21 protein-coding genes are annotated in these 24,694 nt (G+C 74.0%); 13 read left to right on the top strand and 8 right to left on the bottom strand.

Translation table 11 applies throughout. The annotated features are described in order from the left end of the window. The first annotated feature begins 84 nt into the window (after positions 1-84). Both AS857_RS10895 and AS857_RS10890 read left to right on the top strand, forming a co-directional pair. Entirely contained in the window at positions 85-1,503 is a 1,419-nt protein-coding gene (locus tag AS857_RS10895; RefSeq protein ID WP_058042911.1) for an FAD-binding oxidoreductase, read from the top strand. 107 nt (positions 1,504-1,610) lie between these two features. Then, positions 1,611-3,125 (top strand): aldehyde dehydrogenase family protein, encoded by a 1,515-nt coding sequence (locus AS857_RS10890; RefSeq protein WP_058042910.1) that lies wholly within the window; start codon positions 1,611-1,613, stop codon positions 3,123-3,125. A gap of 47 nt (positions 3,126-3,172) precedes the next feature. Here AS857_RS10890 and AS857_RS10885 read toward each other — a convergent pair whose 3' ends face one another. Beyond that, on the bottom strand, positions 3,173-4,552 hold the full coding sequence (locus AS857_RS10885) for an alkaline phosphatase family protein (protein WP_058042909.1): 1,380 nt from the start codon (positions 4,550-4,552) through the stop codon (positions 3,173-3,175). 107 nt (positions 4,553-4,659) lie between these two features. Between AS857_RS10885 and AS857_RS10880 the strand changes: the two genes are divergently transcribed. Next, complete coding sequence (locus AS857_RS10880; RefSeq protein WP_063804224.1) at positions 4,660-5,499, top strand: LLM class flavin-dependent oxidoreductase; 840 nt, start codon at positions 4,660-4,662, stop codon at positions 5,497-5,499. Positions 5,500-5,564: 65 nt separating this feature from the next. Here the strand turns inward: AS857_RS10880 and AS857_RS10875 are convergent, their stop codons facing one another. Further along, positions 5,565-6,371 carry an LLM class F420-dependent oxidoreductase gene (locus AS857_RS10875; protein ID WP_058042907.1) on the bottom strand — a complete coding sequence of 269 codons (807 nt, stop codon included), beginning with the start codon at positions 6,369-6,371 and terminating at the stop codon, positions 5,565-5,567. A 119-nt stretch (positions 6,372-6,490) separates the two neighbouring features. Between AS857_RS10875 and AS857_RS10870 the strand changes: the two genes are divergently transcribed. Together AS857_RS10870 and AS857_RS10865 are read left to right on the top strand one after the other, a co-directional pair. Then, the gene (locus tag AS857_RS10870) at positions 6,491-7,255 is read left to right on the top strand and encodes a phytanoyl-CoA dioxygenase family protein (protein WP_079110233.1); all 765 of its coding nucleotides are present in this window, start codon (positions 6,491-6,493) and stop codon (positions 7,253-7,255) included. A 24-nt stretch (positions 7,256-7,279) separates the two neighbouring features. Beyond that, positions 7,280-7,771: a hypothetical protein gene (locus AS857_RS10865; RefSeq protein WP_058042905.1), complete on the top strand. Its 492-nt coding sequence runs from the start codon at positions 7,280-7,282 to the stop codon at positions 7,769-7,771. Positions 7,772-7,798: 27 nt separating this feature from the next. On the opposite strand, the gene AS857_RS10860 is transcribed toward AS857_RS10865, so the two are convergent. From AS857_RS10860 to AS857_RS10835, 6 genes are all read right to left on the bottom strand, one after another. Next, positions 7,799-8,236 (bottom strand): type II 3-dehydroquinate dehydratase, encoded by a 438-nt coding sequence (locus AS857_RS10860; RefSeq protein WP_058042904.1) that lies wholly within the window; start codon positions 8,234-8,236, stop codon positions 7,799-7,801. Positions 8,237-8,265: 29 nt separating this feature from the next. After that, on the bottom strand, positions 8,266-9,372 hold the full coding sequence (locus tag AS857_RS41870) for a DUF4346 domain-containing protein (protein ID WP_058042903.1): 1,107 nt from the start codon (positions 9,370-9,372) through the stop codon (positions 8,266-8,268). Further along, complete coding sequence (locus AS857_RS10850) at positions 9,366-11,201, bottom strand: B12-binding domain-containing radical SAM protein (RefSeq protein ID WP_058042902.1); 1,836 nt, start codon at positions 11,199-11,201, stop codon at positions 9,366-9,368. Before AS857_RS10850 ends, AS857_RS41870 begins: the two co-directional genes overlap by 7 nt. Next, positions 11,201-12,616 carry an alkaline phosphatase family protein gene (locus tag AS857_RS10845; RefSeq protein ID WP_058042901.1) on the bottom strand — a complete coding sequence of 472 codons (1,416 nt, stop codon included), beginning with the start codon at positions 12,614-12,616 and terminating at the stop codon, positions 11,201-11,203. Before AS857_RS10845 ends, AS857_RS10850 begins: the two co-directional genes overlap by 1 nt. Beyond that, positions 12,613-12,873 (bottom strand): acyl carrier protein, encoded by a 261-nt coding sequence (locus tag AS857_RS10840; protein WP_058042900.1) that lies wholly within the window; start codon positions 12,871-12,873, stop codon positions 12,613-12,615. Before AS857_RS10840 ends, AS857_RS10845 begins: the two co-directional genes overlap by 4 nt. 92 nt (positions 12,874-12,965) lie before the next feature. Further along, complete coding sequence (locus tag AS857_RS10835; RefSeq protein WP_160330205.1) at positions 12,966-14,528, bottom strand: alkaline phosphatase family protein; 1,563 nt, start codon at positions 14,526-14,528, stop codon at positions 12,966-12,968. Between the two features lie 644 nt (positions 14,529-15,172). On the opposite strand from AS857_RS10835, the gene AS857_RS10830 reads away from it, so the two are divergent. From AS857_RS10830 to AS857_RS10795, 8 genes are read left to right on the top strand one after another with little or no spacing between them, the layout of a single operon-like run. After that, a complete protein-coding gene (locus tag AS857_RS10830) occupies positions 15,173-16,333 on the top strand; it encodes an aminotransferase class I/II-fold pyridoxal phosphate-dependent enzyme (protein WP_058042898.1) in 1,161 nt (386 codons plus the stop codon). Between the two features lie 4 nt (positions 16,334-16,337). After that, on the top strand, positions 16,338-17,336 hold the full coding sequence (locus AS857_RS10825) for a glycosyltransferase family 2 protein (protein ID WP_079110231.1): 999 nt from the start codon (positions 16,338-16,340) through the stop codon (positions 17,334-17,336). Then, positions 17,333-18,103, top strand: a complete 771-nt coding sequence (locus AS857_RS10820; RefSeq protein ID WP_079110230.1) for a PIG-L deacetylase family protein — start codon at positions 17,333-17,335, stop codon at positions 18,101-18,103. Before AS857_RS10825 ends, AS857_RS10820 begins: the two co-directional genes overlap by 4 nt. A 26-nt stretch (positions 18,104-18,129) precedes the next feature. Next, the gene (locus AS857_RS10815) at positions 18,130-19,275 is read left to right on the top strand and encodes a radical SAM protein (protein ID WP_058042895.1); all 1,146 of its coding nucleotides are present in this window, start codon (positions 18,130-18,132) and stop codon (positions 19,273-19,275) included. A 1-nt stretch (position 19,276) separates the two neighbouring features. Beyond that, positions 19,277-21,565, top strand: coding sequence for an AMP-binding protein (locus AS857_RS10810; protein WP_058042894.1), 2,289 nt, complete (start codon positions 19,277-19,279; stop codon positions 21,563-21,565). Next, positions 21,565-22,338 carry an SDR family oxidoreductase gene (locus tag AS857_RS10805; RefSeq protein WP_058042893.1) on the top strand — a complete coding sequence of 258 codons (774 nt, stop codon included), beginning with the start codon at positions 21,565-21,567 and terminating at the stop codon, positions 22,336-22,338. The genes AS857_RS10810 and AS857_RS10805 overlap by 1 nt, the downstream gene beginning before the upstream one ends. Then, positions 22,338-23,498 (top strand): Gfo/Idh/MocA family protein, encoded by a 1,161-nt coding sequence (locus AS857_RS10800; RefSeq protein WP_058042892.1) that lies wholly within the window; start codon positions 22,338-22,340, stop codon positions 23,496-23,498. The genes AS857_RS10805 and AS857_RS10800 overlap by 1 nt, the downstream gene beginning before the upstream one ends. Next, entirely contained in the window at positions 23,498-24,637 is a 1,140-nt protein-coding gene (locus AS857_RS10795; RefSeq protein ID WP_058042891.1) for an LLM class flavin-dependent oxidoreductase, read from the top strand. Before AS857_RS10800 ends, AS857_RS10795 begins: the two co-directional genes overlap by 1 nt. Positions 24,638-24,694 lie beyond the last annotated feature (57 nt).

Genomic DNA, 24,694 nt, shown 5'->3' with positions numbered 1-24,694 from the left:
GGGCGGGCCCTGCGGCCAGTGGCCGGCAACCCGCGGCCCGCCCGGCGCGGACGCTCGTCCCGTTCGTTCCAGAAAGGTTCATCGGTGAATTCAGCAAGCCACCAGTCACCGGGCGCGCCCGTCGCGTTCGGCGCACCGGATGCCGAGGAGCTCAGGGCTCACGTCGCCGGTCCCGTCCTGCTGCCCGGGGAGGAGGGCTTCGACGCGGAGCTCGCCGGCTTCGAGCTGTCCGTCGCGCACCGCCCGGCGTTGATCGTCGGCGCCACCGGGGCGGCCGACGTCATCGCGGCCGTGCGCTTCGCCGCGGAGCGCGGCCTGGGGGTGGCGGTCCAGGCGACCGGCCACGGGATCTCCCGGCCCGCCACCGATGTCCTCATCGGTACGCGCCGGATGACCGGTGTACGGGTGGACCCGCAGGCCCGCACCGCGCGCTTCGAGGCGGGCGTCCGCTGGGAGCAGGTCATTCACGAGGCGGCCGTGCACGGGCTGGCGCCGCTGAACGGCTCGGCGCCGTTCGTCGGGGCGGTCTCGTACTCCCTCGGCGGGGGGCTCGGGCTGCTGTCGCGCAAGTACGGCTTCGCGACCGACCACATCACCTCCTTCGACCTCGTCACGGCTGACGGCAGGCTGCTGGAGGTCACCCCCGAGCGGCACCCCGACCTGTTCTGGGGCGTGCGCGGCAGCAAGGGCAACCTCGGCATCGTCACCTCCCTGGAGGTGCGGCTGTTCCCCGTGAGCCGGGTGTACGGGGGCGGGCTGTTCTTCGATGCCGAGTCGACGCCGGCGGTGCTGAAGACGTACCTGGCGTGGGCGCCCCGGATGCCGGAGGACCTGGCGTCCTCGGTGTTCTTCACCGAGTACCCCGACGCCGAAGGCCTGCCCGAGCCGCTGCGCGGCAAGTTCGTCACCCACATCCGGCTGGCCTACCTCGGGGAACCGGAGGAGGCCGAGCAGCACTTCGCCGAACTCCGGGCGGCCGGGACGGTCGTCATGGACACGGTGGCGTCCTTGCCGTACACGCGCGCCGGGGAGATCCACAACGACCCGCCGTCGCCCGTGGCGAGCTACAGCAAGACCTTCATGCTGCGGGAGCTCGACGAGAAGGCCGTCAGCCTGATCCTGAAGCTGGCCGGGCCCGGGTCGAACGCGGTGCACGGGGTGGAGCTGCGCCACCTGGGCGGCGCCCTGTCCCGGCCCCCGCAGGTGCCCAGCGCGGTGGGCCACTTCCCGGACGCGGTCTTCAACGCCTACATCGCCTCGCTGATCGAGCCGGAGACGATCGAGTCCGTCGACCGGGCGCAGCAGGGCTTCGTCGACGCGCTGCGGCCCTGGACGACGCCCGGGGTGTGCCTGAACTTCCTCGCGGGCCACAACACGTCGGTGGAGGTCGCGCGCGGCGCGTTCACGGCGGAGAACTACGCCCGGCTGCGGGAGCTGAAGGCGCGGCACGACCCGGGCAACGTCTTCCGGTTCAACCCCAACATCCCGCCCCTTCCCGCGTAGCCGGCGCGCGGCGGCCGCCCGGGGCCCGTGCTCCGGCGCGGCCGCCGCCCGCGCGTGTTCCGGCCTGGGTGGCACCTCACGGACGACACGAGAAGACGGTGAGGCACATGGAGAGCGTGGCCGAGCAGGTTCCCATGTACATCGGCGGTCTGGCCGTGCCGGCTCACGACGGTGCCGTCCTGCGCACCTTCGAGCCGGCGACGCGGCGTCATCTGGCCGACGTCCCGAGCGGCGGTCCCGAGGACGTGCGCCGCGCGGTGGCGGCCGCCAGGAAGGCGTTCGACGAGGGGCCCTGGCCGCGGATGCCGGCGCGGGAGCGGGCCCGCCTCCTGCGCGCCGCGGCGGAGCGGCTGGCGGGTGAGGCGGCGGAGTTCGCGCGGCTGGAGGTGCGTGACAACGGCGCGACGCTGCGCAAGGCGCGGGGCGCGGACGTGCCCGGTGCGGCGGCGGCGTTCGAGTGGAGCGCCTGGTGGGCGGAGCACGTGCCCGAGCGGGAGGCCGGGGGCGGCGGCGCGTACGTGCTGTGGCGGCCGGCCGGAGTCGTCGCCGCGATCGTGCCCTGGAACCTGCCGCTGCTGCTCGCCGCCTGGCGGATCGCGCCCGCGATCGCCGCGGGCAACACGTGTGTGATCAAGCCGGCTTCGTTCGCTTCGCTGTCCGTGCTGCGCCTGGTGCGGCTGCTGCACGAGTGCGGGCTGCCGCCCGGTGTGGTCAATGTGGTCACGGGGCCGGGCGCGGTGGCCGGGGAGAGCCTGGTGCGTGCTCCGGGGGTGGATCTGGTGGCGTTCACCGGGTCTGACGAGACCGGGGAGGCCGTGCGGCAGGGGGCTGCGTCGGCAGGCACGAGCACCCGCCTGGACCTGGGGGGCAAGTCCCCCAACCTCGTGCTGGCGGACGTCGATCTCGCGCAGGCCGTGACGGGTGTGACGTGGGGGGCGTTCCTGCACAACGGGCAGGTGTGCATGGCGGGCACCCGGGCCGTGGTGCACACCGCCGTCCACGACGAGTTCGTACGGCTGCTGGTCGAGCGGGTGGGGCGGCTGCGGCTGGGCGACCCGCTGGACGAGGCCACGGATCTCGGCCCTCTGGTCTCGCGCAGCCAGGCGCGCACGGCCCGGCGCTTCACCGAGCTGGGCCTGTCCCAGGGGGCCCAGCTGGCGTGCGGCGGCGGCTCGCCGTCCGCGGGCGAGCTGCCCGAAGGGCTGGACCCCGCCGCGTACTTCAGGCCTACGGTGCTGACGTCGGTGGGCGAGCGGGACGCCGTCGCGCAGGAGGAGATCTTCGGCCCCGTGCTGTCGGTCATCCGGGCCGCCGACGACGAGGAGGCGGTCCGCATCGCCAACGGCACCCGCTACCGGCTCAGCGCGGGCGTCTGGTCCGCCGACCCGGCGCGGGCGCGCGCCGTCGCCGAGCGGCTGCGCGCGGACCGGGTGTGGGTCAACGACTACCGCCTGGTCGACCTGGAGCTCCCGGGCCGGGACGGGCGGGGCGCGTCCGCCGTCTGGGACCGGCTGACGAACGAACTGGACTCCTACCGGCGGCGGCACACCGTGCACGGGGGCGGGGAGGAGGAGGGACGGCCGGCGGGGCCGCCCACTCCCTATGTGCTGCTCGGCGGATGAGGCGGACAGAGCGGATAGAGCGGATAGAGCGGATACGGAGGATGACGTCAGGCAACGGGCCTGCGGGTGCCCTGCGACGGAAGGCCGAGGAGCGACCGCAGGGTCGGCGCCACGTCGTAGAGCGAAAGGCCTGCGGCTTCGCCCGGAGCGACGCCGGGCGCGCTGAGGGCGAAGATGCCGGTGTCGCCGTGGTTGGCGTGGTCCGGCCCGGTGTCGTTCTCCGTCGTGTAGAGGCCCTTGCCCATGCCGAGGGTGGCCAGGGCCCGCCAGCGCAGGTTCCCGACGTAGACCAGGAGGTCCGGGGCGATGCCGTTGACCTCCGGGTACAGCTCGCCGGGGCGCAGGGCGCGGGTGCCCATCGGCTGCCCCTGGTCGTCCGGCACGGCCTCCAGCGCCGCGGCGACGAGGTCGCGCGTGTTCTCGTACTCCGCGGCGGGGATCGTGCCGTGCGGCTCCCGGCCCTCGACGTTGAGGAAGATCCGCCCGTAGTAGCCGCCCTCGGCCCAGGCGGTGGTGCGCTTCCAGTCGATCCGGGCCGCGCTGACGGGTGTGGGGCCCGCGACCTCCTCGGCCAGGACGAGGAGGCCTTCCTTGCGCAGCCATTCGTTGATGAAGAAGCCGCCCACCATGGGCTGTGCCCCGTGGTCGGAGACGACCAGCACGGCGGTGTCCTCGGGCAGGCACTCCAGGAAGCGGCCGAGGTGCCGGTCGAGGGCGCGGTAGTAGTCGCGGAAGAGGCCGGCATAGGGGTTGCCGGGCTCGTGCCGGGGGTGGCCGGGGTCGCAGTACTTCCAGAAGCCGTGGTGCAGGCGGTCCGGTCCCATGTCCACGAAGGAGAGGAAATCCCACTCCTGGGTGGTCGCGAGGTGGCGGGCGACCTCGAAGCGCTGCTCGCTCATGTCGAAGATCTGCTGCGAGACGCGGCCGAGTTCGGGGGAACGGAAGTCCTCGACGTCCAGGGCGTAGCCGCCGGTGAGCTTGTGCAGTTCGTCGGCGAGGCCGGGCGGCGCGGTGTACTGCGCCTGGGTGGAGGGAGCGAGGAAACAGGAGACCATGGCGCCCCGGATGGGGGCGGGCGGGTAGGTGCCGGGCACGCCCAGGACGACGCTGGGGCGCCCGGCCCCCGTCATCTCGTCCCAGATCCGCGGGGCCCGGATGCTGTGGGACGTGGCGAACTTCAGCGGGCCGTAGTCGTGGGCGGCCCGGTCCCGGAATCCGTAGACTCCGAGTTCGCCGGGCGTGCGGCCCGACATCATGCAGGACCACGCGGGCATGGTGATGGGCGGGTCGACGCTGCGCATCGGCCCCCACAGGGAATTGCGGCGCAGCGCGGTGAACACCGGCATGTCATCGGCGAACCGGTCGAACATGTACTGCGGAGTCGCGGAGTCGAGGCCTATCACGGCCACTTTACGGGCAGCGGGCATCGGGGATTCCTCTCACTGTGCTCAGCTCGCGACCGGGCGAGGAGAAAAATGAGCGCCGCGAAAAACATACGCGCCGCCGGAGGAATACGACAGGGGGCAGGAGGACGATGAGGATCAGCATTGCGCTGCCGAATACCGTGCCGGGCGCGGACGGCGGCCTTTTGACGGAATGGGCGAAAAGGGCCGAGGACCGTGGATTCGCTTCGCTGGCCGTCACGGAGCGTCTGGTGTACCCGGGCCACGACCCGCTGCTCACGCTCGCGGCCGCGGCCGCGGCGACCTCCCGGATCGGGCTGCTGACCAACGTCCTGATCGGCCCGCTGCGCACCGCGCCGGTGCTGGCCAAGTCGGTGGCGACGCTGGCGTCGCTGTCCGCCGGGCGGCTCGTCCTGGGGATGGGGCCGGGCGTACGGGAGGACGACTTCGAGGCCGCCGGGCGCTCGTTCGCGGGGCGCCGCGAGGCGTTCGAGGAGCAGTTGGAGCTGCTGGGGCGGGGCGCGGCGGGCGGAGCGGGCGGGCCCTGGGCCGGTCCGGGGGTGCCGGTGCTGGTGGCCGGGCTGAGCTCCGCGGCCGTGCGGCGCGTGGTGCGCTGGGGCGACGGCTGGACCGCGCCGGGCCTGGAGCCGGAGGCGGTCCTGCCGTTCGCCGCGCGAGTGCGCCGCGCCTGGTCCGAGGGCGGGCGCTCCGGCGCGCCGCGCATCGTGGCGCTGGCGCGCTTCGCGCTGGGTGAGGACGTGGAGCGGGAGTCGGCCGCGTTCGTGCGGGACTACTTCTCCGTGCTGGGCGCCGAGGCCGAGGAGTTCGTGGCGAAGACGCCCCGTACGCCGGACCGGATCCGCCGGGTCGTCGCGGCGCTGGCCGACGGAGGGGTGAACGAGGTGGTCATGCACCCCACCGCGGCCGCGCTGTCGCAGGTGGACCGGCTGGCGGACGTCCTGCTGCCGTAGAGCCCGAGAGCCTGCCGGCGTCCTGCTGCCCCGGAGCCTTCGGCATGCCGGAGACCCTGGAGCCTTCAGGGCGTGCGGGCGGCCCGTCCCTCCGTGCGGGCGAAGTGCAGGGCCCGCTCCACGCCGTCGAGCCGGAAGGGATGCCCGACCTGGAAGATCAGGTGGCGGGCGCCCGCGGCCACCAGCCGGTGGAGTTCGTCGTCGGTCTGGTCCCGGGTGACGAAGGCGCTGCGCTCGATCTCCGCCGGGTCGCGGCCCACTTCGGCGCACCACTGGTCGAGGACGCGGTTGCCCTCGGCGAAGCGCCAGGCCATGGTGTTCCAGATGGTGGCGCGTTCGGCGGCGAAGCGCAGCAGGCGCTTGCGGCCGTCGCCGCCGATCAGCAGGGGCAGGGCGCCCAGCGGGCCGGGGTTGAGGCGGGCGAGCCTGTGGTCGATCCGGGCCACCGCCTCGACGAGACCGGCGACGCGCTCTCCCGCTCCGGGCGCAGGGTACCCGTACTCCTTCAGGTCGCGTTCGACCCAGCCCGCGCCCATGCCCAGGATGAGGCGGCCGTCGCTGAGGTGGTCGACGGTGCGGGCCATGTCGGCGAGCAGGTCGGGATTGCGGTAGGCGTAGTTGGTGACGAGGGTGCCGAGCCGGGCGGCGCGGGTGTCGGCGGCCAGGGCGGCCAGCAGGGTCCACGCCTCGTAGTGGCTGCCGTCGGGGTCGCCGGTGAGCGGGAAGAAGTGGTCCCACAGCCACAGCGAGTCCACGCCCAGGGAGTCGGCCGCGCGCCAGGCGGCGCGCAGTTCCCGTACGGAGGTGTGCTGGGGGGTCAGCCAGACCCCGATCCTGATGCGCCCGTCCGGCCGCGTGGGTGCGTACGTCATCGTGGGAACCGCCCTTCCGGCGTTTGCGGGAATCATGTCGCGGGGATTACCGTGCTGTTGTTCCGGAGCGCTGTTCCGGGGTGTTGTTCCGGGGTAATGGCGGCTGCTAGCCTCGCCATATGCGCGCGACTCTGACGAATGACGTCGAAACAGCCGCACGAGACCTCGCCGATCACGGTTACTGCCTGTTGGAGTGCCCGATTTCGCCGGGCGCGTTCGAAAGACTCAGGGGCCGTCTGCTGGATGTCGCCGAGCAGGAGCGCAAGGACGGTTCCGCTTTTCTCTACGACGGCGGCAACCAGCGCGTCTTCAGCCTGCTCAACAAGGGCGAGGAATTCGAGGAGAACGTCCAGGACCCCACCGTCATGCGTTTGATGGAGGAGCTGCTGGGCGTCGGTTTCCTGCTCTCCAGCACCCATGCCAACATCGCGGGGCCCGGCGGCGCCCCGATGCACCTGCACGCCGACCAGACCTTCGCCCGCCCACCCTGGCCGCCGTACGCCCTGGTGGCCAACAGCATGTGGATGCTGGACGACTTCACCCCGGAGAACGGCGCGACGCGCCTGGTGCCGGGCTCCCACCTGCTGGGGCGGCAGCCGGACTACGAGCGGGGCGAGGGCAATGCCGCGACCGTCCCGGTGTGCGCGCCGGCCGGCAGCGTGATGGTCTTCGACGGCCGGCTCTGGCACCAGACGGGCGCCAACACCACGGGCCTGCCGCGCCACGGCATCCTCAACTACTACTGCCGCGGGTACGTCCGGCAGCAGCAGAACTTCTTCACCGGCCTGGAGGAGGAGGTCGCCGCCCGCGCCGAGCCGGAGCTGCGCCGCCTGCTGGGCTACGAGAACTACTTCTCGCTCGGGATGACCGACGGCCTGCCGTAGCCGCGCACGGAAGGGGAGGGATTCATGGCGGGAATGCTCATGGCTCCGGTGGCCCGGCTGGTCGTCGTGGCCGGCCGGGCCGCCGGGGAAGGCGCGGAGAGCTGGCGCCGGGCGCTGGCGCCCGAAGTGACGGTGGGCCAGGGGCCCGAGGGCCTCGCGGGCCCGCCCGGCGACGCCCTGCCCCGGGCCCTGTTCACCACCGGCGACCGGGTGGGCTCCGTACTGGCCGACGCCGTACGCGCGGATCCGCCGCCCACGCACGTGCTGCTGTGGGCCGGTGACCGCGAGCCGGAAGAGGGCTGGGAGGCGGCCGCCGCCGGGCTGCTGTCCTGCCCGGTGACGGTGCTGGTCCCCATGGACGCGGACGCGGCCCGGGCCGCCGCCCACCGCTGGCGCGGCCTCACGGACGGGCCCTTCACCGTACGGTTCCTCCCGCCCGGCTGCCCGCTGCCCGCCGCGTGCGACGCGGTGAGCGCACGGCTGATCAAGGAGGAGTTGCAGGTGTGGCCGGCCTGACCCGGCACGGACCGGCACGGCCGCCCGTCAGCTTTCCGGGACCATGAGGGTCAGGGCCCGGGCGGCCATCCGGTAGCCCAGCGCGCCCATGCCCATCACGACGCCGGAGGACAGCGGCGCGGTCACCGAGACGTGCCGGAAGGCCTCGCGGCCCCACACGTTGCTCAGGTGGACCTCCAGCCACGGCGGCCCGAAGTCGGCCAGCGCGTCGCGCAGCGACCAGCCGGCGACCATCAGCGCGCCGGGGTTCACGATCGCTCCCGCGACGTCGCGGTGCCGCTCCAGGAGGTCGACGAGCTCTCCCTCGCCGTTGCGCTGCTCGGCGACCAGGCTCCAGCCGCGGCCGCGGATCTCCTCCGCGACCTCGGCCTCGATCTCGGCCAGGGTCCGCGTCCCGTAGATCTCCGGCTGCCGCTTGCCCAGGGTCCCCAGGTTGGGGCCGTTGAGCAACAACACCCTGTCCATGCTCCTCCTCCGGTCGTCCGGGTCTCTCGTCAGCCCATCAGTGCCTTGTACAGGTCCGCAGGGGTGGCCCGGGCCACGTCGGCGTCGTCGGGTAGTTCCGCACCGAGCTCCTCCTCCAGTACGACGGTGAGCTCGATGACCCGTACGGAGTCCACCGCCAGCTGCTCGCCGAGGGGTGTGTGGGGGTCCAGCGCGGTGCCTCGGGCGCCCAGCGTCCGGGCCACCAGGGTCAGGAATTCCTCCAGCGCGGGCACGTCTGCCACGGTCGTCCGCTCCTTCCCGGTCGTGCGCGGCCGGCCGCGGCCCGGGGGCCGTCCCGGCGGGCGCAGCGGCAGGTCCTGTTCGTAGTGCAGGCCGAGCCGCAACGCCGTCTCGGCCTTGGCCAGTTCGCCGCCCAGGTAGCCGGCGTGGGCGGGGTCCTCGATCACGCCGGCCTCCAGGAGGCCGAGGAGCATCGTCTCTCCCCGGGTGCCCTGCATTTCGTGGCGGGGCGTCACGTCGGAGCCGTAGTGGCGCAGCCTTATGCGGCCGCGGGGCCGGTCCACGGTGATCACGACGAAGCCGTCGATGCCGTTCGCCAGGGGCTTGCGCCGTCCTGCCGGGTGCAGGAGCCCGAAGGCGGGCAGCGGTGGTGCGTACGGAGCCGCACCGCTGTCGGGTCCGCCCACGGGAAACTGATCGACCGCGGTGGTGTCGCGTACGGCGGAGAGCAGTGCGGCGACAGCGGTGCTCAGTACCAGCGGGTCGCGCTCGCCGCGCAGGTCGACGAGTTCCACGCGGGCACGCACTTCCTCGACCTCCTGGCGGGTCACCGACCGCAGGACGGGCAGGTGGCCGGTGGCGCCGGGGATGCGCGCGCTGCCGGGGCGCAGGCCGCGGCGGAAGAGGGCGACGAGGCTCTGCCCGGCCAGGAAGCGGGGCGAGTCGCGGCCGCAGACCAGCAGGCCGCGGACGGTGCGGTCGCGCGCCAGGGCCCGGACGATCTCCTCGATGCCCAGGTTGGCGGTCATCAGGGTGCCTGCCAGGGCCACGCCGGGCAGGCGGGCCAGCGGTTCGACGAGTTCCCTGCTGCTGAGGGTGCAGACGGCCACCCGTGCCGGGGCGGGCTCCGCCGTGCCCTCCCCCGTTCTCACCATGTGGCTCCGCTGCCCTCCCCGGTGTACTGGCGGGGCAGTCCGCCGGGCCGTTCTTTGGGGATCGTCGAGCTGACCTCGATGACGCGGGCGCCGAGGCGGGTGAGCGCCTTGCCGACGCGCAGCTGCTCGTCGCGCAGGAGCTGCATCCGGTCGTGGAAGTACTGCTCGACGTCCACCACCTGCCGGGCCTGCTTGGCGGGGTCGAGGGTGTCGTTCATGACGGCTTCGAGGTTGGACATGAAGAAGGCGTAGTTGTACTGGCCCATTTCCTGGCGGACCTCGTGCACGCGGGTCTTGAAGGCCTCCATCACGTCGTTGACGCCGGGCAGCCGGCCGAACCTGCGGTGCAGGCGCGAGATGAAGGTCTGGAGGACGACGTTGTAGGTCTCGAAGGCGAAGACGGAGGAGTATTCGGTGATGACGCCGTGGCGGTGGTAGTCGTCGTTGTTGTAGAGCCGGGCGAAGTGCTTGGCCAGGCGTCCGACCTTCGGGTCCTTGAACTCGTAGCCGTAGGGGTCGAGTCCGTCCAGGTAGGTGTCGTTCAGCAGGCCGTCGCCCTCCATGCGGCGCACGATGGCGGTGCCGGGGTAGATCTCCAGGCGCTCGGTCATCCGCCGCAGGTTGTGGCCGGAGTTGTCGCGCAGGAAGGCGGCGTTGGCGACGAGGGTGTCCACGGTGGCGTACGGGTGGAAGGGGATGAAGCCCATGGCCAGGTAGATGCCGTGTTCGCGCAGCATCCTGATGATGGTGACGTTGTCCTCGACCGTCGCACGCTTCTCCCACAGCTGGAGTTCCCCGGCCGTGCCGGCTTCGATGCCGACGTTGACCTTCTCCAGGCCGGAGGCGACGAGCAGGTCGAGCACGGCGTGGTCCTCGGGGGTGTCGCGCCAGTTCTCGGCGCGCATGCAGACGTTGTAGTAGATCTCCAGGCCGCGGTCGAGGATGCCGTTGGCAATGGCCGTCACGCGCTTCTTGCCCACGCGGCCGCCGTCGGGGTCCTCGAACGTGGAGTCCACGAAGTCGAAGGTGCGGAACTGGTGGCGCTCGACGATCTCGGCGACCTCCTCCACGATCTGCTCCGGCCCGCGGCCGCGCCAGGCCTTGCCGGCCTGCACCCGGTTCTTCAGGTGCGGCGCGGAGCAGAAGGCGCAGTTGGCGACGCAGCCCCGGCTGGTGCTCACCCGGACGTACTCCAGCTTGTTGCCGTGCTGGCTGAGCTGGTCCCGGGCGGGGAAGGGGAGGTCTTCGAGGTTGTGGATGAGGGGCCGGGCGGGGTTCTGGCGGGGCGTGCCGCCGGCGTCGCGGTAGCAGATGCCGCGCACCTCGGAGAGCGGCTCCTTGAGGTAGAGCCGCTGGACGAGGTCCAGGACGGTGGGTTCGCCCTCGCCCACGGCGACGACGTCGGCCCAGGGGTTGTTGCGGAGCACGTCCAGGCCGGCGAAGGTGCCGGCGGGCCCGCCGCAGGCGATCACCGTGCCGGGGAGCTCCTCCCGCAGGAGCCGGCACAGCGTCAGGCAGCTGCCCAGGTTGAGGCTCATGAGGGTGAAGCAGACGAGGTCGGGCCGGAAGTCCTTGAGCGCTTCGACCGCGGCGGCCGCCTCGCCGTCGCCGTGCTCCACCTCCCGGATCTCGGCGGTGAAGCCCGTGTGGCGCAGGACGCCGGCCATGTAGGCCACGCCCAGGTGCTCGGGCGACATCACCAGGTCGCCGTCGAGGAGGATGAGGAAGCTGACCCGGAACGACGCGGGGTCCGTGATGCGCGGGTCGATCGTCAGGTCGAGCGTTCCCGGTTTGGGCGCCGAAGGTACCAGACCGAGATCCTGCTTCATTACTGCTCCCTGGTGTCGAGGGGGGCCGGTGGGCCGCCGGGCGGCGGGTCCGCCGTGCCGAGCACGGGCGTGCCGTCGAGGCCGTCCGGGCGGATGCCGATCGACGCGAGGACGGTGGGGGCCACGTCCGTCATGTCGTACGGCGCGGCGGCCCGCCCGGGGGGCGGCGGGGCCGCGCCGCGGCGGTAGAGGACCGCGTCGTGGCGGGTGTGGGTGCCGCTGAGGTGGTCGGTGCGTACGGTGGCGGTGCCGCCCCAGCCGCCGCGGAGCTGGATGCCGGGCGCGGGCACGGCCACGAGGTCGGGGGCGTGGTGCAGGAGCGGGCCATGGTAGACGTCGGCCGCGCGGTGCAGGGCGCGCAGCAGCGGGGGCCCGTCGGCGTCGGGGCCGACGCGGGTGCCGTCGCAGCGCAGTGCGGTCAGTTCGCGGGCGATCTCGGCGGCCGCGTCGTCCGCCTCGGCGTCGGTGAGGGCGCCGCCGGGGAAGCGGCTCTTGCGGTTGAGGTAGATGCGGGCGGGGTCGAGGGCGAAGGCGGTGCTGCGGGCGTCGAGGGCGTCCGGGCGCGGGCAGGCGTCGAGCGGGACGAGCCAGCCGGACTCCCTGAGCCAGGCGTTGACGTAGACCTGGTGTGCGGCCGGGCCGAAGCCGTGGTCGCTCATCAGGAAGAGCTCGGTGCCCGCGGGGAGGGCGGCGACGAGCGTGCCGACGCTGTCGTCGACGAGGCGGTGGAAGGTACGGAGCCGCTCGTGCAGGGGGTGGGCGGGGTCGGTGACGGCGCTCCACAGGAAGTGGTAGACGCGGTCGGTCTCGGTGAGCACGGTGACCGCGAGGTCCCACGGTTCGTGGCGCAGGAGGTGGTCCATGGCGCGGGTCCGGGCGCGCAGGGCGCGCTCGGCACGGTCCAGGAAGGCGGCGGGGTCGGCGGCGGCGTCCCCGACTTCGACGTCGAGTTCGTATCCGAGGCCGCGCAGCAGGGGCAGCAGCCGGGGCGGGCTGACGGCGCGTTCGAGGTCGGGGGCGACGAAACCGGAGACGACCGCGCCGCCGGTTTCGGGGGCGGGGTAGGTGCCGGGAACGTTCAGGCACAGGGTGCGCCGGCCGGCCCGGGCGGCGAGCTCCCACAGCGGGGGTTCCGCGAGGTCGGGCAGGCCGGGGAAGCGGATGTGCCGGCCGCCGCCGGGGGTGAGGTCGGTGAATCCGTAGATGCCGTGCCGGCCGGGGTTGGTGCCGGTGAGAAAGGTGGCCCAGGAGGTGGAGCTGATCTCCGGTACGGGCGCGAGGAGTTCGGCGCAGTGGCCCTCGGCGAGCAGTCCGGCGACGCGGGGCATGGTGCCGTCGGCGGCGAGCCGGGTCAGCAGGGACCGGGGCATGCCGTCGAGCCCGATGACCAGGGCGCGTGCGGCGGGCGTGCTCACGCCATGCGCTCGCGGACGTAGCCGGCCAGGAGGTCGAGGCTGTCGATGAGCTTGATCGACAGGTCTTCGTCGGCGATCTCGATGCCGAACTCGCTCTCGACCCAGATGAGGAACTCGATGGTGTTGATCGAGTCGAGGCCCAGCTTGTCCACGAGTCCCTGGTCGGGGACGTCCGAGGGCTCCATGGGGAGCTCCAGGGAGTCGACCAGCACCTTGCGGAGGCGGTCCTTGATCTCGTCCGTTGCGGTCTTCTCCATGCGCGGAAACCTTTCTCCTCAGCTCCGTGGGAGCGGTGGGGTGCCAGGGGGCCCGGGGGACGGCCGCGAGCCGGTGGAGGTGGAGGTGGAGGTCATAGGTAGCCCATTTCGCGCAGCCGCTCGCTGGTGTACGCGTCCTCGGCGCCGGCGGGGCTCTCCGCGGCGGCCGTGGCCGCACCGCCGGAGCCGGTGTCCGCGCGGACCGCCGAGAGGCGGGGGTCGGCCGGCGGGATGTCCACGTCGCCGGCGAGAGCGGCCTGTACGGGGGTGCCGTGCACGTCCGGCGGCCACGAGGCGCCGAGGTCGGCCAGCAGGGTGGGCATGGTGTCCGTCAGGGCGACGGTCCCGGGCAGGCGGCCGGGGCGGACCCGCGGGGAGCGGTGCGCCCACATGCCGCGGTAACGGTGCAGGCCCGTCTGGGGGCTGGGCCGCCACACCTCGCCGCCCACGTCGCAGACGGGCAGCACGCTCTCGTCGTCCGGCAGCAGGAGCAGGTCGGGCGCGCGGCCGCAGTGCGGGCCGGGGTAGGCCTCCTCCCGGGGGACGACGGCCCGGAACACCCGGCGCCCGTCCGGCCCGGTGAGCCCCGCCAGCAGCGCGGCGGTCTCCTCCATGACCCGCTCGCGTTCGCGGGGTGCGACGCTGCCGCGCAGCTGGCGTCCTCGTACGTTGACGTTGAGGCCGTAGCTGCCGGGGACGGGCATGTAGACGCGGGTGCGCCGGAAGTCGACGTGGCGCCCGGCGCCCGCGAACCAACTCGCCGCCCCGTCCTCGGGCTGCTCCCCGGGGGCGGTGGCCAGCAGCCCGGCCTCCTCCAGGAGGGTGTGCAGCGCGAGCGCGTGGCGCCCGGTGCCCAGGCCGTGGTCGGAGACGAGCACGACGCTGGTGTCCTCGTCGACGAGTTCCAGGAGCTCCCCCACGGCCCGGTCGACGGCCTGGTAGATGCGGGGGACGGCGGCGTCCCAGCCGCTGCCCTCCGGGGCCGGCCGGTGGCCGGGGTGGTCCGGTTCGCCGAAGTGCCAGTAGTGGTGGCCGACCCGGTCCGCCTCGGTGAGGACGACCATCACCACGTCGGTGGGCCGGGTGGTCATCAGGTGCCGCACCGAGCGCACGCGCGCCGCGACGTTGCGCTCGGCCTCCTCCAGATAGGCCAGGTCGCCGCGGAACATCGTCGCGAGGTCCGACTGGAAATGGGCCTTGGCAGCGGCGAGTTCGCGCAGCAGGGAGGGCGGCCGGCAGTGCCGCAGCGTGCGCTCCAGGGGCCAGGTCACCTGATAGCCCGGCAGCTCGGCGGGCGGGTGGGACATGGGGATGTTGACGAGGCCGAGGGTGCGGCCCTGTGCGGCGAGCCAGTCCCAGGCGCTGGTGCGGCCCAGGTCCGCGGAGCGGGTGACGCGGGCGCCGTAGCCGGGGTCCTGGGTGTCGTAGAACTGGTAGATGCCGTGGCCGCCGGGCCGGCTGGCGCTGACGAACGTGCTCCAGCCGGGCGCCGTGTGGGCCGGCCAGGTGCAGTCGGTGACGGCCCGGGCGCTCTGCCCGAGGAGCGCACCGATGTGGGGCAGCAGGCCCCGCTCCACGAGGGGATCGATGACGTCGAATGTACCTCCGTCGATGCCGATGACGAGGGTGCGGGGAGAAGGAGCAGAAGGTGGCACGAAATTGCCTCCAGCTCTGGGACGCATCATGACCGCAGGCGAAATCGTCCGGTCATCAATGGCCCCGAGGACATTAACAGCCCCTGAGCAGAGCGTCCACGGTACGGACGGCGGGCGCGGGGAGCGACCTCTCCCCGGGGCTGATCGGATTCGGCGGGTCAGCGGCAGATTTCACACGGCACGTATCCGGACGGAACCCGCTCCACGATACGCCAGGCACGCCGCCGGCTCCAGGCACGCGATTCGCGCCACTTCACCGGCGAAATGACCGGCCGCAGATGCCTCCGGCACCCCGCCCGACCGGACCCGGCCCCTCCTGCGCGGCCGTCCGCGCAGGTCATAGCGGGAGGCGAAATCCCGTGGCTCGTCGGCGAGTTCGACGCAGAGGTTCGGTGCAGGGGTGTTGACGCCGACAACTACCCCGATAGAGGCTCGTGTTCGGGCATGCGATCCGGCCCACGACCGGGGGCCGGATCGCATGTCCCGTGACCGGCCGCTCATCGGACGCTTCGGCCGGCCCTTTCTCACGGCTGCGGTAAATCGCCGTGCGGCTGCTTCGCGCGGCCCCGGACCGTCTTCCGCCATCCCGTCGAACGGCGCCTTACGTCGACCATCACAAGCGCGAGACCGAAAGGCTGCTCATCATGCCGGACTCCGGTGAAGAAATACTCTTTCCCTCCTGGCCGCAGCACGGCGAGGAGGAGCGCACCGGCCTGCTGCGGGCACTCGCGCAGGAAGGCTGGTGGCGTAACGGAGGATCGGAGGTCGAGAACTTCGAGCGGGAATTCGCCGGCCATCACGGAGCGCCGTACGCGCTGGCGACGACGAACGGCACGCACGCGCTGGAGCTCGCGCTGGAGGTGATGGGCGTACGGGCCGGCGACGAGGTCGTCGTCCCCGCGTTCACCTTCATCTCCTCCTCCCTGGCGGTGCAGCGCCTGGGCGCCGTGCCGGTCCCCGCCGACGTGCGGCCCGACACCTACTGCCTGGACACCGAATCGGCGGCGGCGCTCGTCACGCCGCGGACCAAGGCGATCATGCCGGTGCACATGGCGGGCCAGTTCGCGGACATGGACGCGCTGGAGAAGCTGTCCGTGGACACGGGCGTGCCCCTCCTCCAGGACGCCGCGCACGCCCACGGCGCCCAGTGGCAGGGCAGGCGCGTCGGTGAGCTCGGCAGCATCGCCGCCTTCAGCTTCCAGAACGGCAAGCTGATGACCGCGGGCGAGGGTGGGGCCCTGCTGCTGCCCGACGAGGAGTCCCACCGGGAGGCGTATCTGCGGCACTGCTGCGGCCGTCCGCCCGGCGACCGGCTCTACGCCCACCTGACCCAGGGCTCCAACTACCGCATGAACGAGTTCTCCGCGAGCGTCCTCCGCGCACAACTCGGACGTTTGGACGGGCAGTTGGAGGTGCGTGAGCAGCGCTGGGCGCACATGCGCGAGGCGCTCGCGGCGATCGACGGAGTGGTGCCCCAGGGCCGGGACGAGCGCGGCACTCTGCACGCGCATTACATGGCGATGGTGCGGCTGCCCGGCATCACCGCGCAGCAGCGGCTCGCGCTGGTGGACGGCCTGGTGGAGCGGGGCGTCCCCGCCTTCGTCGGCTTCCCGCCCGTCTACCGCACCGAAGGCTTCCGGCACGGGCCGGTGCCGGGCGGCACCGAGGAGCTGGCCGCGCACTGTCCCGTGGCGGAGGAGATCGGCGGCGACTGCGTGTGGCTGCACCACCGGGTGCTGCTCGCCGACGTGCCGGTGCTGGACCGGCTGGCCGAGGTCTTCGCCGGCCTCGTCCGCGCGCTCTGACGCGATGCCGGTGCCCAGTGGCGCTACGGATCCGCGGCTGAGCGTCGTCGTGCCCAGCCGCGGGCCCGCGGCGCGCCTGCGTGCGACGCTCGCCTGCCTGGCCGGACAGGGGCCGGGGGCGCCGCCCTTCGAGGTGCTCGTGGTCGACGACAATCCGGGACCGTCGGACGGCAATCCGGGACCGGCGCGGGACGATCCGGGACCGGCGGGCGCGGGGGCCACCCCGGCCGCCGTGGCCGGGGAGCTGGCCCGCGACCTGCCGGTGCGGGTGGTCCCGGGGCCGCTGCGGGGGCGGGCCGCCGCCCGCAACGCCGGGGCGGCCGCGGCCCGCGGGGCCCACCTGGTGTTCCTGGACGACGACGTGCTGGTGGGGCCGGAGTTCCTCGCGGCCCACGCCGGCGCGGCGGACCCGGACGCCTTCGCGCACGGCCGGACCCGCGAACTACCCACCGCCGCACGGCTGCTGAGGAGCCTGGAGGGCCGGAGCCCTGAGGACATCCGGCGGGCCCGGGCCGCCCTCGAGCCGGGGCCCGCGCCGGCGCCGGGGCCTCCCGGGCCCGCCGCGCACCGGCGGCTCGTCGCCAACGCCCTGGAGCGGACGGTGGAGGCCATGGCCGGCGGCACCCTGCCGGACGTCGCGCCCTGGCTCGGCTTCGTCGGCGCCAACACCGCGGTCGACCGCGACCGCTGGCGGCGGGCAGGGGGCTTCGACGAGGCCTTCGGGCTCACCTGGGGTTGCGAGGACCTGGAGTTCGGCTTCCGCCTGTACGCGGCAGGCGTCCGCAGGGCCCTGGTCCCGGACGCCCTGGGCGTCCATCTCAGCCACGCCCGGCCCGGGCGCTGGGAGCAGCACCACCGGAACCTGGACCGCTTCCGGGCCCTTCACCCGCACGCCTCGGTGCGCGCCCTGGAGGCCCTGCTCGGACCCGACGGCACGCCCGGGGAGTACGTGCGCGCCGTCACCGCCGTGGCTGATGCACCGGTACGGGGTGGCGCGCGATGACAACCGAGCCCGGCGGTCACGTGGTGCTCGCCCCGCACGCGGACGACGCCGTCTGGTCCGTGGGCGGCCGCCTGGCGCGCTGGGCCGCCGAGGGCCGCCGGACGACCGTCGTCACCGTCTTCGCGGGCCCCGCCTCCGGACCGGCCGAAGCGTCCGGCACGTGGCGGGAGGCCGCCGATCCCCGGGTGCGGCGGGGCGAGGACGCGGCCGCGTGCACCGAGTTGGGCGCCGTCCTCGTACCACTCGGCTTCACCGACGCCGCGCTGCGCTCCGGCCCCGACGGCTTCCTCTACCCCGCCCCGCGCCGGCTCCTCGGCCCCCGGCACCCCGCGGACGCGCGGCTGCCGGAGGAGGTCCGCGCCGCGCTGGACCCGCTGTGCGCCGGGCGGGTGACGGTGCACGCGCCGCTGGCGGCGGGCGGGCACGTCGACCACCGGCTGGTCCGGGGCGCGGTGGAGGCCCTGGCACCGGGGCGCACCGTCTGGTACGAGGACTTCCCCTACCGGCTGCGCGGGCGCGACCACGCGGGCCTGCGGCCGCGCACCGAGCCGCTGCCGGCCGGGGCGGTGGAGCGCTGGCTGTCCGCCGCGGGCCGGTACACCAGCCAGGCCCGGGCCCACTTCGGCTCGGTGCCCGCACTGCGCGAGGCGCTGCTCGCCCGGGCCCGCGGGCACGGCGACGGCGACGGGCAGCGGCTCGCCGACCGCCACTGGCTGCCCGTGGCCGGCGGGCCGCCGGAGGGAGGCCGTGACCCGCACCGCGCGTAGCCCCCATGACCGTAGAAAGGGCACTCATGTCCCCTCGCACTCCTCCGTCGGCGGCTGCCGCAGGAACCCGGCAGCAACTGCCGCTGATCGGCAACGACCTCGTGGTCAACGAGGACTCCTGCAACCTCAGTTGCACCTACTGCCTCACGGGGCAGAGCAATCTCAAGGAGGGCCACTCCCTCCAGCTGATCTTCGAACCGCCGCGGCGCGACAGCTACGAGCCCGGCAGCCCGCTGGGGCAGCGCCTGGACGCCGTCGCCGGCCGGCTGCGGGGCCACTTCGGGCTGCCCCTGCTCAAGGTGACGGGCGGTGAGATCTTCCTGGTCCGGGGCATCATGGACTTCCTGGAGCAGGAGGCCGGCAAGCACGAGGTGCTGGTGATCCAGACCAACGGCGTGCTGGTGCGGCAGGAGCACCTGGACCGCTTCCGCTCCTGGGGCAACGTCGTCCTCCAGGTCTCCCTGGACAGCCACCTCCACCACGGCAACAGCCACCGGGTGCCCACCGAGAGCCTGCACCGCAAGGTCGTCGACGCCATCTCCCGCATCCTCGACTCGGGGCTGCCCGTGGAGATCTACTCGGTGCTCAACGACCGCAGCGTCACCGAGGCCTGCGCCTTCGCCGAGTGGCTGACGGGCTTCTCCCGGCCCCCGGTGTACTTCCCCTTCCCCGTGCGCGGCCCGGACTCGGAGCGCTTCGCGGTCCGCCCCGAGCAGCACGGCCTCGTCCAGGAGCTGGCCGACCGCTACGACGAGTTCGCCTCCGTCCTCCCGCCGCGCCCCTACTTCGACCGGCTGCTGAGCTTCTACCGCGAGGGGCGCCGCACCTTCCGGTGCCACCTGCCGCGGCTGGTCGTCTCCACCTTCAGCGACGGGGTCGTCACCCCGTGCCCCAACATCTGGTTCTCCGACATGGGCAACGCCCTGGAGGAGAGCTGGGAGGAGACGCTGGAGAAGGCCGGCACCAGCGGGCTCTACCGGGCCCTGCTCGCCCCCCGGCCGCGGCTGTCGGCCTGCCACGGCTGCTTCACTCCCTGGGACACGCTCTCGATGTACTTCGAGGACGAGATCACCCTCGACGAGCTGTGCGCCGCGCCCACCTACTCCCCGCCCCGCATCCGCAAGATGATCGCCGACGCCAAGGCCGACTACCTCCGCACCGGGGGGAAGTGACATGGGCGACGGCGAGCCGGAGACCCTCCTGGACGCGGTGCGCGGGCTGCCGCCGGGGCGGGTCCTGCTGCCGGGCACGGACGCGGGCACGCTGCTCGACCGGGTGCGCAAGGCCGCGGACGAGATCGGGGCCGGGGCGGCCGAGGGCGAGGCAGTGGCCCTGTGCGCCGAGAACAGCCCGGCGTGGGTGGTCGCGTTCCTGGCCCTGCTGGCCGCCGGGGCCAGGCCGCTGCTCCTGGAGCCGGGCACGCCCGAGGCCGAGGCCCGGCGGCTGCTGCGGGCGGCCGGCGGGGGCAGGTCGCTGACCGTCCCCGACGGCGACGGCGACCGGCCCCCGGTGCTGTCCGGCCCGCCCGGAGAAGCCTCCGGACCCGGGCCCGCCGTCCTGCTGCCCACCTCGGGCTCGACCGGCGAGAGCAGGATCGTCGCGCGCGACGAGGCGAGCCTCCTCGCGGAGGGCCGCCGCTACCGCGACGGCGTGGGGCTCACCGGGCGGGACACCCTGCTACTGCCGGTCCCCCTCTCCCACGCGTACGCGCTGGGCTGGCTCTTCGGGGGGCTGCTGACCGGTGCCTCGCTGCGGCCCGTCCCCCCAACGGCCCTGGGCCTGATCGCGGCAGAACTGGCCCGCGGAGCCACGGTGGTGGCGCTCGTGCCCAGCATCGCCCGGCTGCTCGCGGCCAGGAAGCTGCGCGCGGGCGGCTCCCGGCCCGGGCCGGACGACGGGAGCCCGGCCCCCGCCCTGCGGCTGGCCATGGTGGGCGCCGGGCCGGTGGACGAGCGGCTGGACCGCGCCTTCGAGGAAGCGTTCGGCACCGCTCTCGCCCGGAACTACGGATCCACCGAGACGGGTGCGGTGTTCGCCGGGCGGGCCCGTATCGAGCCCTTCTGCGTCGGCGCTCCCCTGCCCGGGATCGTGTACCGGCTGGCGGACGAGGACGGCGAGGCGGTCCCCGGCGGCACGCCCGGGCTGCTGCAAGTCCGCGTGGACGGCGCCTGGCACGCCATGGGGGACCTCGCCGTGGCCGTGCCGGACGGCCTGCGCGTCATCGGCCGCAAGGACCGGGCGATCCGCCGGGGCGGCCGCTGGGTGTCGCCCCTGGAGGTCGAGGAGGTACTGCGGGGGCATCCGGACGTGCGCGACGTACGGGTCGCCGCGCGGCGCGGACGCCACCCGGGCGAGGACGGCATCGTCGCGGAGGTGTCGGCCGTGCGGCCGGGGCTCACGCCGGAGCCGCTGCGCGAGCACGCCCGCCGCGAACTGGCGGCGTACAAGGTCCCCGACGAGTTCGTGATCCGTACGGCCCTGCCCACCAGCGCCGCGGGCAAGGTCCGGGCCGCCCCCCGCTACCGGCTCACCCGGCGGGCGGCGGAGGCGGCGCGCGCCTACAAGACCTCCGAGGTCCTCTTCGCCCTGCACGGCTTGGGCGCGCTGGACCGGCTGGCGGAGGGCGCCGGGGCGGCGGACCTGGCCCGGGAGCTGGGGTGCGACGCCGACGCGCTGGAGTGGGTGCTGCGGGCGGCCGCCGGTCTGGGCGTCCTGACCACCGCGGCGCCCGGGGACACGGAGCCGCGCGTGCGGGCCGCCGAACTGGCCGCGTTCATCCGGCTGGAGGAGCACCTCTCGCGCGGGCCCGTCAGCCGTGAGGAGATCGCCGCCGCCGTCCGCAGCGGAGTGGCACGGCGGCCCTTCGAACAGACCCCACCCGCCGGCCTGGACCGGCTCGTCACCGTCTACCAGGGCGCCATGAACGGCCCGAGCGCCCGGGCCCGGGCCGCGCTCGGCCTGCGGCTGCTGAAGCCGGCGGCCGGGGCGCGGATGGTCGAGGTGACCGCCGGGCCGGGCCGCTACCTGGAGCGCCTGCTGGCCGCCGACCCCACGGCCGGCGGCCACTTGCTGACCGTCGGCCGGCTCTCCGGGCCGCCGGCGCCCGCCGTCGCCGCGGCCGTCACGGAGGGCCGGGTGACCACCGGCCCCGAACCGCCCCGCGGCGCGGCCGACATCTGCGTCGTCGCCAACGCCGTCCACGGCCCCGGCCCGGGCAGCGAGCTCGCCGCGCTGCTGGGCGGCCTGCGCCCCGGCGGCCGGCTGCTGGTCGACGACGTCTTCCTGCCGCCGTCCGGGGCGGGCAGCGAACTGGCCCTGGACTGGCTCACGCACGGCGGCACCGCGTGGCCCACGGCCGGCGACCTGATCGCCGGCCTGTCCCGGGAAGGGGCCCGCGTCAGCAGGCACCTGCCGCTGGAGGAGTCCCTGTGTCATCTGATCATCGCCAAGGAGGCCAGCTGATGAGCAGCGTCACCGAACGGGCCGTGGAGCGGCTCGGACTGAGCGGCCGGGTGGTCGTGGTCTCGGGCGCGTCGGGGCAGATCGGCGGCGCCTGCGCGCTGGAGCTGTCCGCGCTCGGGGCCACCGTCGTCGCCGGCTACCACACCGGCGCCGAGGCCGCGCGCAAACTACAGGAGCAGGCCGAGGGCGAGGGCGGCACGCTCGTGCCCGTCGCGTCGGACCTGAGCCGACCCGAGGGGGCCGACGCCCTGGTAGCCGCCGCCGTGCAGCGCTTCGGCCGGGTGGACGGCTGCGTGGCCGCCGCGGGCCTGCGCACCCGCCGGCTCGCCCTGGCCACCGACGAGCGGAGCCTGCAACGGCTGCTGCAAGTGAACCTGGCCGGCGCGGTCAACCTCGCCAAGGCGTGCCTGAAGCCGATGATGCGCGCCCGCTACGGGCGGATCGTGCTCTTCGGCTCCAGAGCGGGCACCAGCGGGCTGCCGGGCCACGGCGCCTACGCCGCGACCAAGGGCGCCCTCCAGCCGTGGGCGGCGTCCGTGGCGGGCGAGGTCGGCGGGCACGGCATCACCGTCAACGTCGTGGCGCCCGGGGCGATCCGGGCCGAGGTGATGGACTTCTCCGAGGCCGAACGCGACCTGGTGCTCAAGTTCATCGGAGCCGGCCGGCTCGGCGAGCCCGAGGAGGTCGCGGCGGCCGTGTCGTTCCTGCTGTCGCCCTCGGCCTCGTACGTCAACGGCACCACCCTCGTCGTCGACGGCGGTGCGCGCTTCTGATGACTTTCACCGACAAGGCACCCGGCGGGTCCGCGCGGCCCGCGGACCGCGAACCGCTCCGGCTGGCGGTGGTGGGCGCGGGGTGGGTCGCGCGGCAGGTGTGGCTGCCCCTGCTGGAGGCGCACCCGGCGTTCCGGGTCGCCGCCGTCGTGGACGAGGACCCCGTGGCGGCCAGGAAGGCCATTCGAGAGGACGGGCACACCCGCATCCTGCGGCGCCCGGAGGAGCTGAGCCCCGACAGCGTGGACGCGGCCGTCATCGCCCTGCCCAACCACCTGCACCTTCCCGTGGCCAGGGCGCTCGTCGAACGCGACGTGCCGGTCTTCGTCGAGAAGCCGGTGTTCCGCACCCTCTTCGAGGCCCAGGCGCTCGCCCTCGACCACCTGGCCCGGGGCAGCATCGGCGACCTGACGCTGTATTCGTGGAGCGCCGCCCGCCACCGCACCGACGTGTGCCGCCTTGCGGAGCTCCTGCCCACCCTGGGCACCGTCCGCAACCTCGACCTGAGCTGGATCCGGGCCACCGGCATCCCGCAGCGCACCGGCTGGTTCGTCGACCGGCGGCTGTCGGGCGGCGGGGCCCTGCTCGACCTGGGCTGGCACCTGCTGGACGTGGGCCTGCACCTGCTGGGCTGGCCGCGCGTGGTGCGGGCGGCCGGCACCATGTCGGCCGACTGGATGGAGCGCGGCGACGCCACGGCCGACTGGCGGCCGGGCCCCCAGGACGACCCGGAGGCCCGGCCCGCGGAGCCCGTCGAGGACACGGCCCGCGGCTTCCTGGTCACCGACACGGGCGTGGGCATCTCGCTGGAGACCCGCTGGGCCTCCCACCAGGCCCTCGACGTCACCACCATCACGGTGGAGGGCACCGAGGGCGTGGCCACGCTGCGCGGCACGTTCGGCTTCAGCCCGCACCGCCTGCCGCGGTCCTCCCTCACCGTGCTGCGCCTGGGCCGCGAGGAGACCGTGGCGCTGCCGGACGAGCCCGTGGGCATCGAGTACGAGCGGCAGGTCGACGAGCTCGCCCGCCGGCTCGGGGGCCCCGGCGGCGGGCGGCCGGCCTCGGGCCTCGGCGAGGGCTCGATGGCCGAAGTGACCATCCTCGCTTCCTGCATCGACCACATCTACTCGGCCGCCGACCGGACCCTGCGGGAGGTTTGATGAAGTTCGCCTACTTCACCCACGTGTGGGGCCGGCCCGGCATCACACCCGGGGAGCGCTACGCCGAACTCTGGCGCGAGATCCGCGACGCCGACCGGCTCGGCCTCGACTACGCATTCTCCGTCGAGCACCACTGCACGCCGCAGGAGAGCTGGATGCCCTCGCCCGCGGTGTTCTGCACGGGCGCGGCCCTGCACACCGAGCGCATCCGCATCGGGCCGATGGGCTGGGTCCCGCCGCTGCGTCACCCGATGCACCTGGTCGAGGAGGTCGCGACCCTCGACCACCTCCTGGGCGGCCGGCTGGAGGTGGGGCTGGCCTCGGGCGTCAGCCCCCAGCCCTTCCTGCCCTTCGGCGCCGACTTCGACAACCGGCACACGCTCACCCGGGAGGCCGTCGAGCTGCTGCGCACCGCTCTCGGCAGCGAGGGCGCCGTCGACTTCGAGGGTCCCGTGCACCGGGTCCGGGACGTCACCCTCTCCTTCCCCGCGCTCCAGCGCCCCCACCCTCCGCTGTGGGTGCCCACCACCAACCGCAACACCCTGCGCTACCTCAGCGAGGTGGGTGCCCACACGGGCTCGACGATGATCGTGCCGCGCGCCTCCATGGGCGTCGTCTACCGCCACTACCTCGACTGGTGGCGCGAGCACGGCCACGCCACCGACCCCGACATCGGCTACTGGACCCTCGTCCACGTGGCGCCCACCGACGCCGAGGCCGAGGCGCGGGCGGCCGCGCACATGACCGAGACCTTCGCCAAGACCCTCCAGTACGGCTCCGTGCGGCGCTCCGGCGAGCAGCACGCCCCGGCCAGCAAACTGAGCACGCCCGACATCCTCGCCGGGTCCGGCGACTTCGGCTTCCTCCTCGACCACAACCTCGTCTTCGTCGGCTCGCCGCAGACGGTGACCGAGAGGATCCGGGCCGCGGCCGCGGAGGGCCACTTCAACACCGTGCTGGGCGAGTTCGCCTTCGGCGGGCTGGAGGAGCGGCACCGGGCCGAGTCCCTCGAACTGTTCGCCCGCGAGGTGATCCCGGCGCTGCGCGACCACTCCCCGTACGCGCCGCGCCCGGCGTACACGCGCGGCGACGAGGAGCAGGTGGCCGCCCGCCTCCAGGCCCTCGGCTATCTCGACTGACTCGGCTCGGCCCGCGGTCGCGCCCCGCACCGCCTCGGAGAAGACGTGTCCCGCCCC

This window comes from Streptomyces roseifaciens, assembly GCF_001445655.1.
Classification (GTDB): Bacteria; Actinomycetota; Actinomycetes; order Streptomycetales; family Streptomycetaceae; genus Streptomyces; species Streptomyces aureoversilis.
Note: the sequence above shows the minus strand (reverse complement) of the source record. Positions and strands in the feature narration are given on the sequence as shown.

Excerpts from the sequence above, each read along its gene's own strand:
- AS857_RS10890 (WP_058042910.1), top strand. The coding sequence starts at position 1,611 with ATGGAGAGCGTGGCCGAGCAGGTTCCCATGTACATCGGCGGTCTGGCC.
- AS857_RS10885 (WP_058042909.1), bottom strand. The coding sequence starts at position 4,552 with ATGCCCGCTGCCCGTAAAGTGGCCGTGATAGGCCTCGACTCCGCGACT.
- AS857_RS10880 (WP_063804224.1), top strand. The coding sequence starts at position 4,660 with ATGAGGATCAGCATTGCGCTGCCGAATACCGTGCCGGGCGCGGACGGC.
- AS857_RS10875 (WP_058042907.1), bottom strand. The coding sequence starts at position 6,371 with ATGACGTACGCACCCACGCGGCCGGACGGGCGCATCAGGATCGGGGTC.
- AS857_RS10870 (WP_079110233.1), top strand. The coding sequence starts at position 6,491 with ATGCGCGCGACTCTGACGAATGACGTCGAAACAGCCGCACGAGACCTC.
- AS857_RS10865 (WP_058042905.1), top strand. The coding sequence starts at position 7,280 with ATGGCGGGAATGCTCATGGCTCCGGTGGCCCGGCTGGTCGTCGTGGCC.
- AS857_RS10860 (WP_058042904.1), bottom strand. The coding sequence starts at position 8,236 with ATGGACAGGGTGTTGTTGCTCAACGGCCCCAACCTGGGGACCCTGGGC.
- AS857_RS41870 (WP_058042903.1), bottom strand. The coding sequence starts at position 9,372 with ATGGTGAGAACGGGGGAGGGCACGGCGGAGCCCGCCCCGGCACGGGTG.
- AS857_RS10850 (WP_058042902.1), bottom strand. The coding sequence starts at position 11,201 with ATGAAGCAGGATCTCGGTCTGGTACCTTCGGCGCCCAAACCGGGAACG.
- AS857_RS10840 (WP_058042900.1), bottom strand. The coding sequence starts at position 12,873 with ATGGAGAAGACCGCAACGGACGAGATCAAGGACCGCCTCCGCAAGGTG.
- AS857_RS10830 (WP_058042898.1), top strand. The coding sequence starts at position 15,173 with ATGCCGGACTCCGGTGAAGAAATACTCTTTCCCTCCTGGCCGCAGCAC.
- AS857_RS10825 (WP_079110231.1), top strand. The coding sequence starts at position 16,338 with ATGCCGGTGCCCAGTGGCGCTACGGATCCGCGGCTGAGCGTCGTCGTG.
- AS857_RS10820 (WP_079110230.1), top strand. The coding sequence starts at position 17,333 with ATGACAACCGAGCCCGGCGGTCACGTGGTGCTCGCCCCGCACGCGGAC.
- AS857_RS10815 (WP_058042895.1), top strand. The coding sequence starts at position 18,130 with ATGTCCCCTCGCACTCCTCCGTCGGCGGCTGCCGCAGGAACCCGGCAG.
- AS857_RS10810 (WP_058042894.1), top strand. The coding sequence starts at position 19,277 with ATGGGCGACGGCGAGCCGGAGACCCTCCTGGACGCGGTGCGCGGGCTG.
- AS857_RS10805 (WP_058042893.1), top strand. The coding sequence starts at position 21,565 with ATGAGCAGCGTCACCGAACGGGCCGTGGAGCGGCTCGGACTGAGCGGC.
- AS857_RS10800 (WP_058042892.1), top strand. The coding sequence starts at position 22,338 with ATGACTTTCACCGACAAGGCACCCGGCGGGTCCGCGCGGCCCGCGGAC.
- AS857_RS10795 (WP_058042891.1), top strand. The coding sequence starts at position 23,498 with ATGAAGTTCGCCTACTTCACCCACGTGTGGGGCCGGCCCGGCATCACA.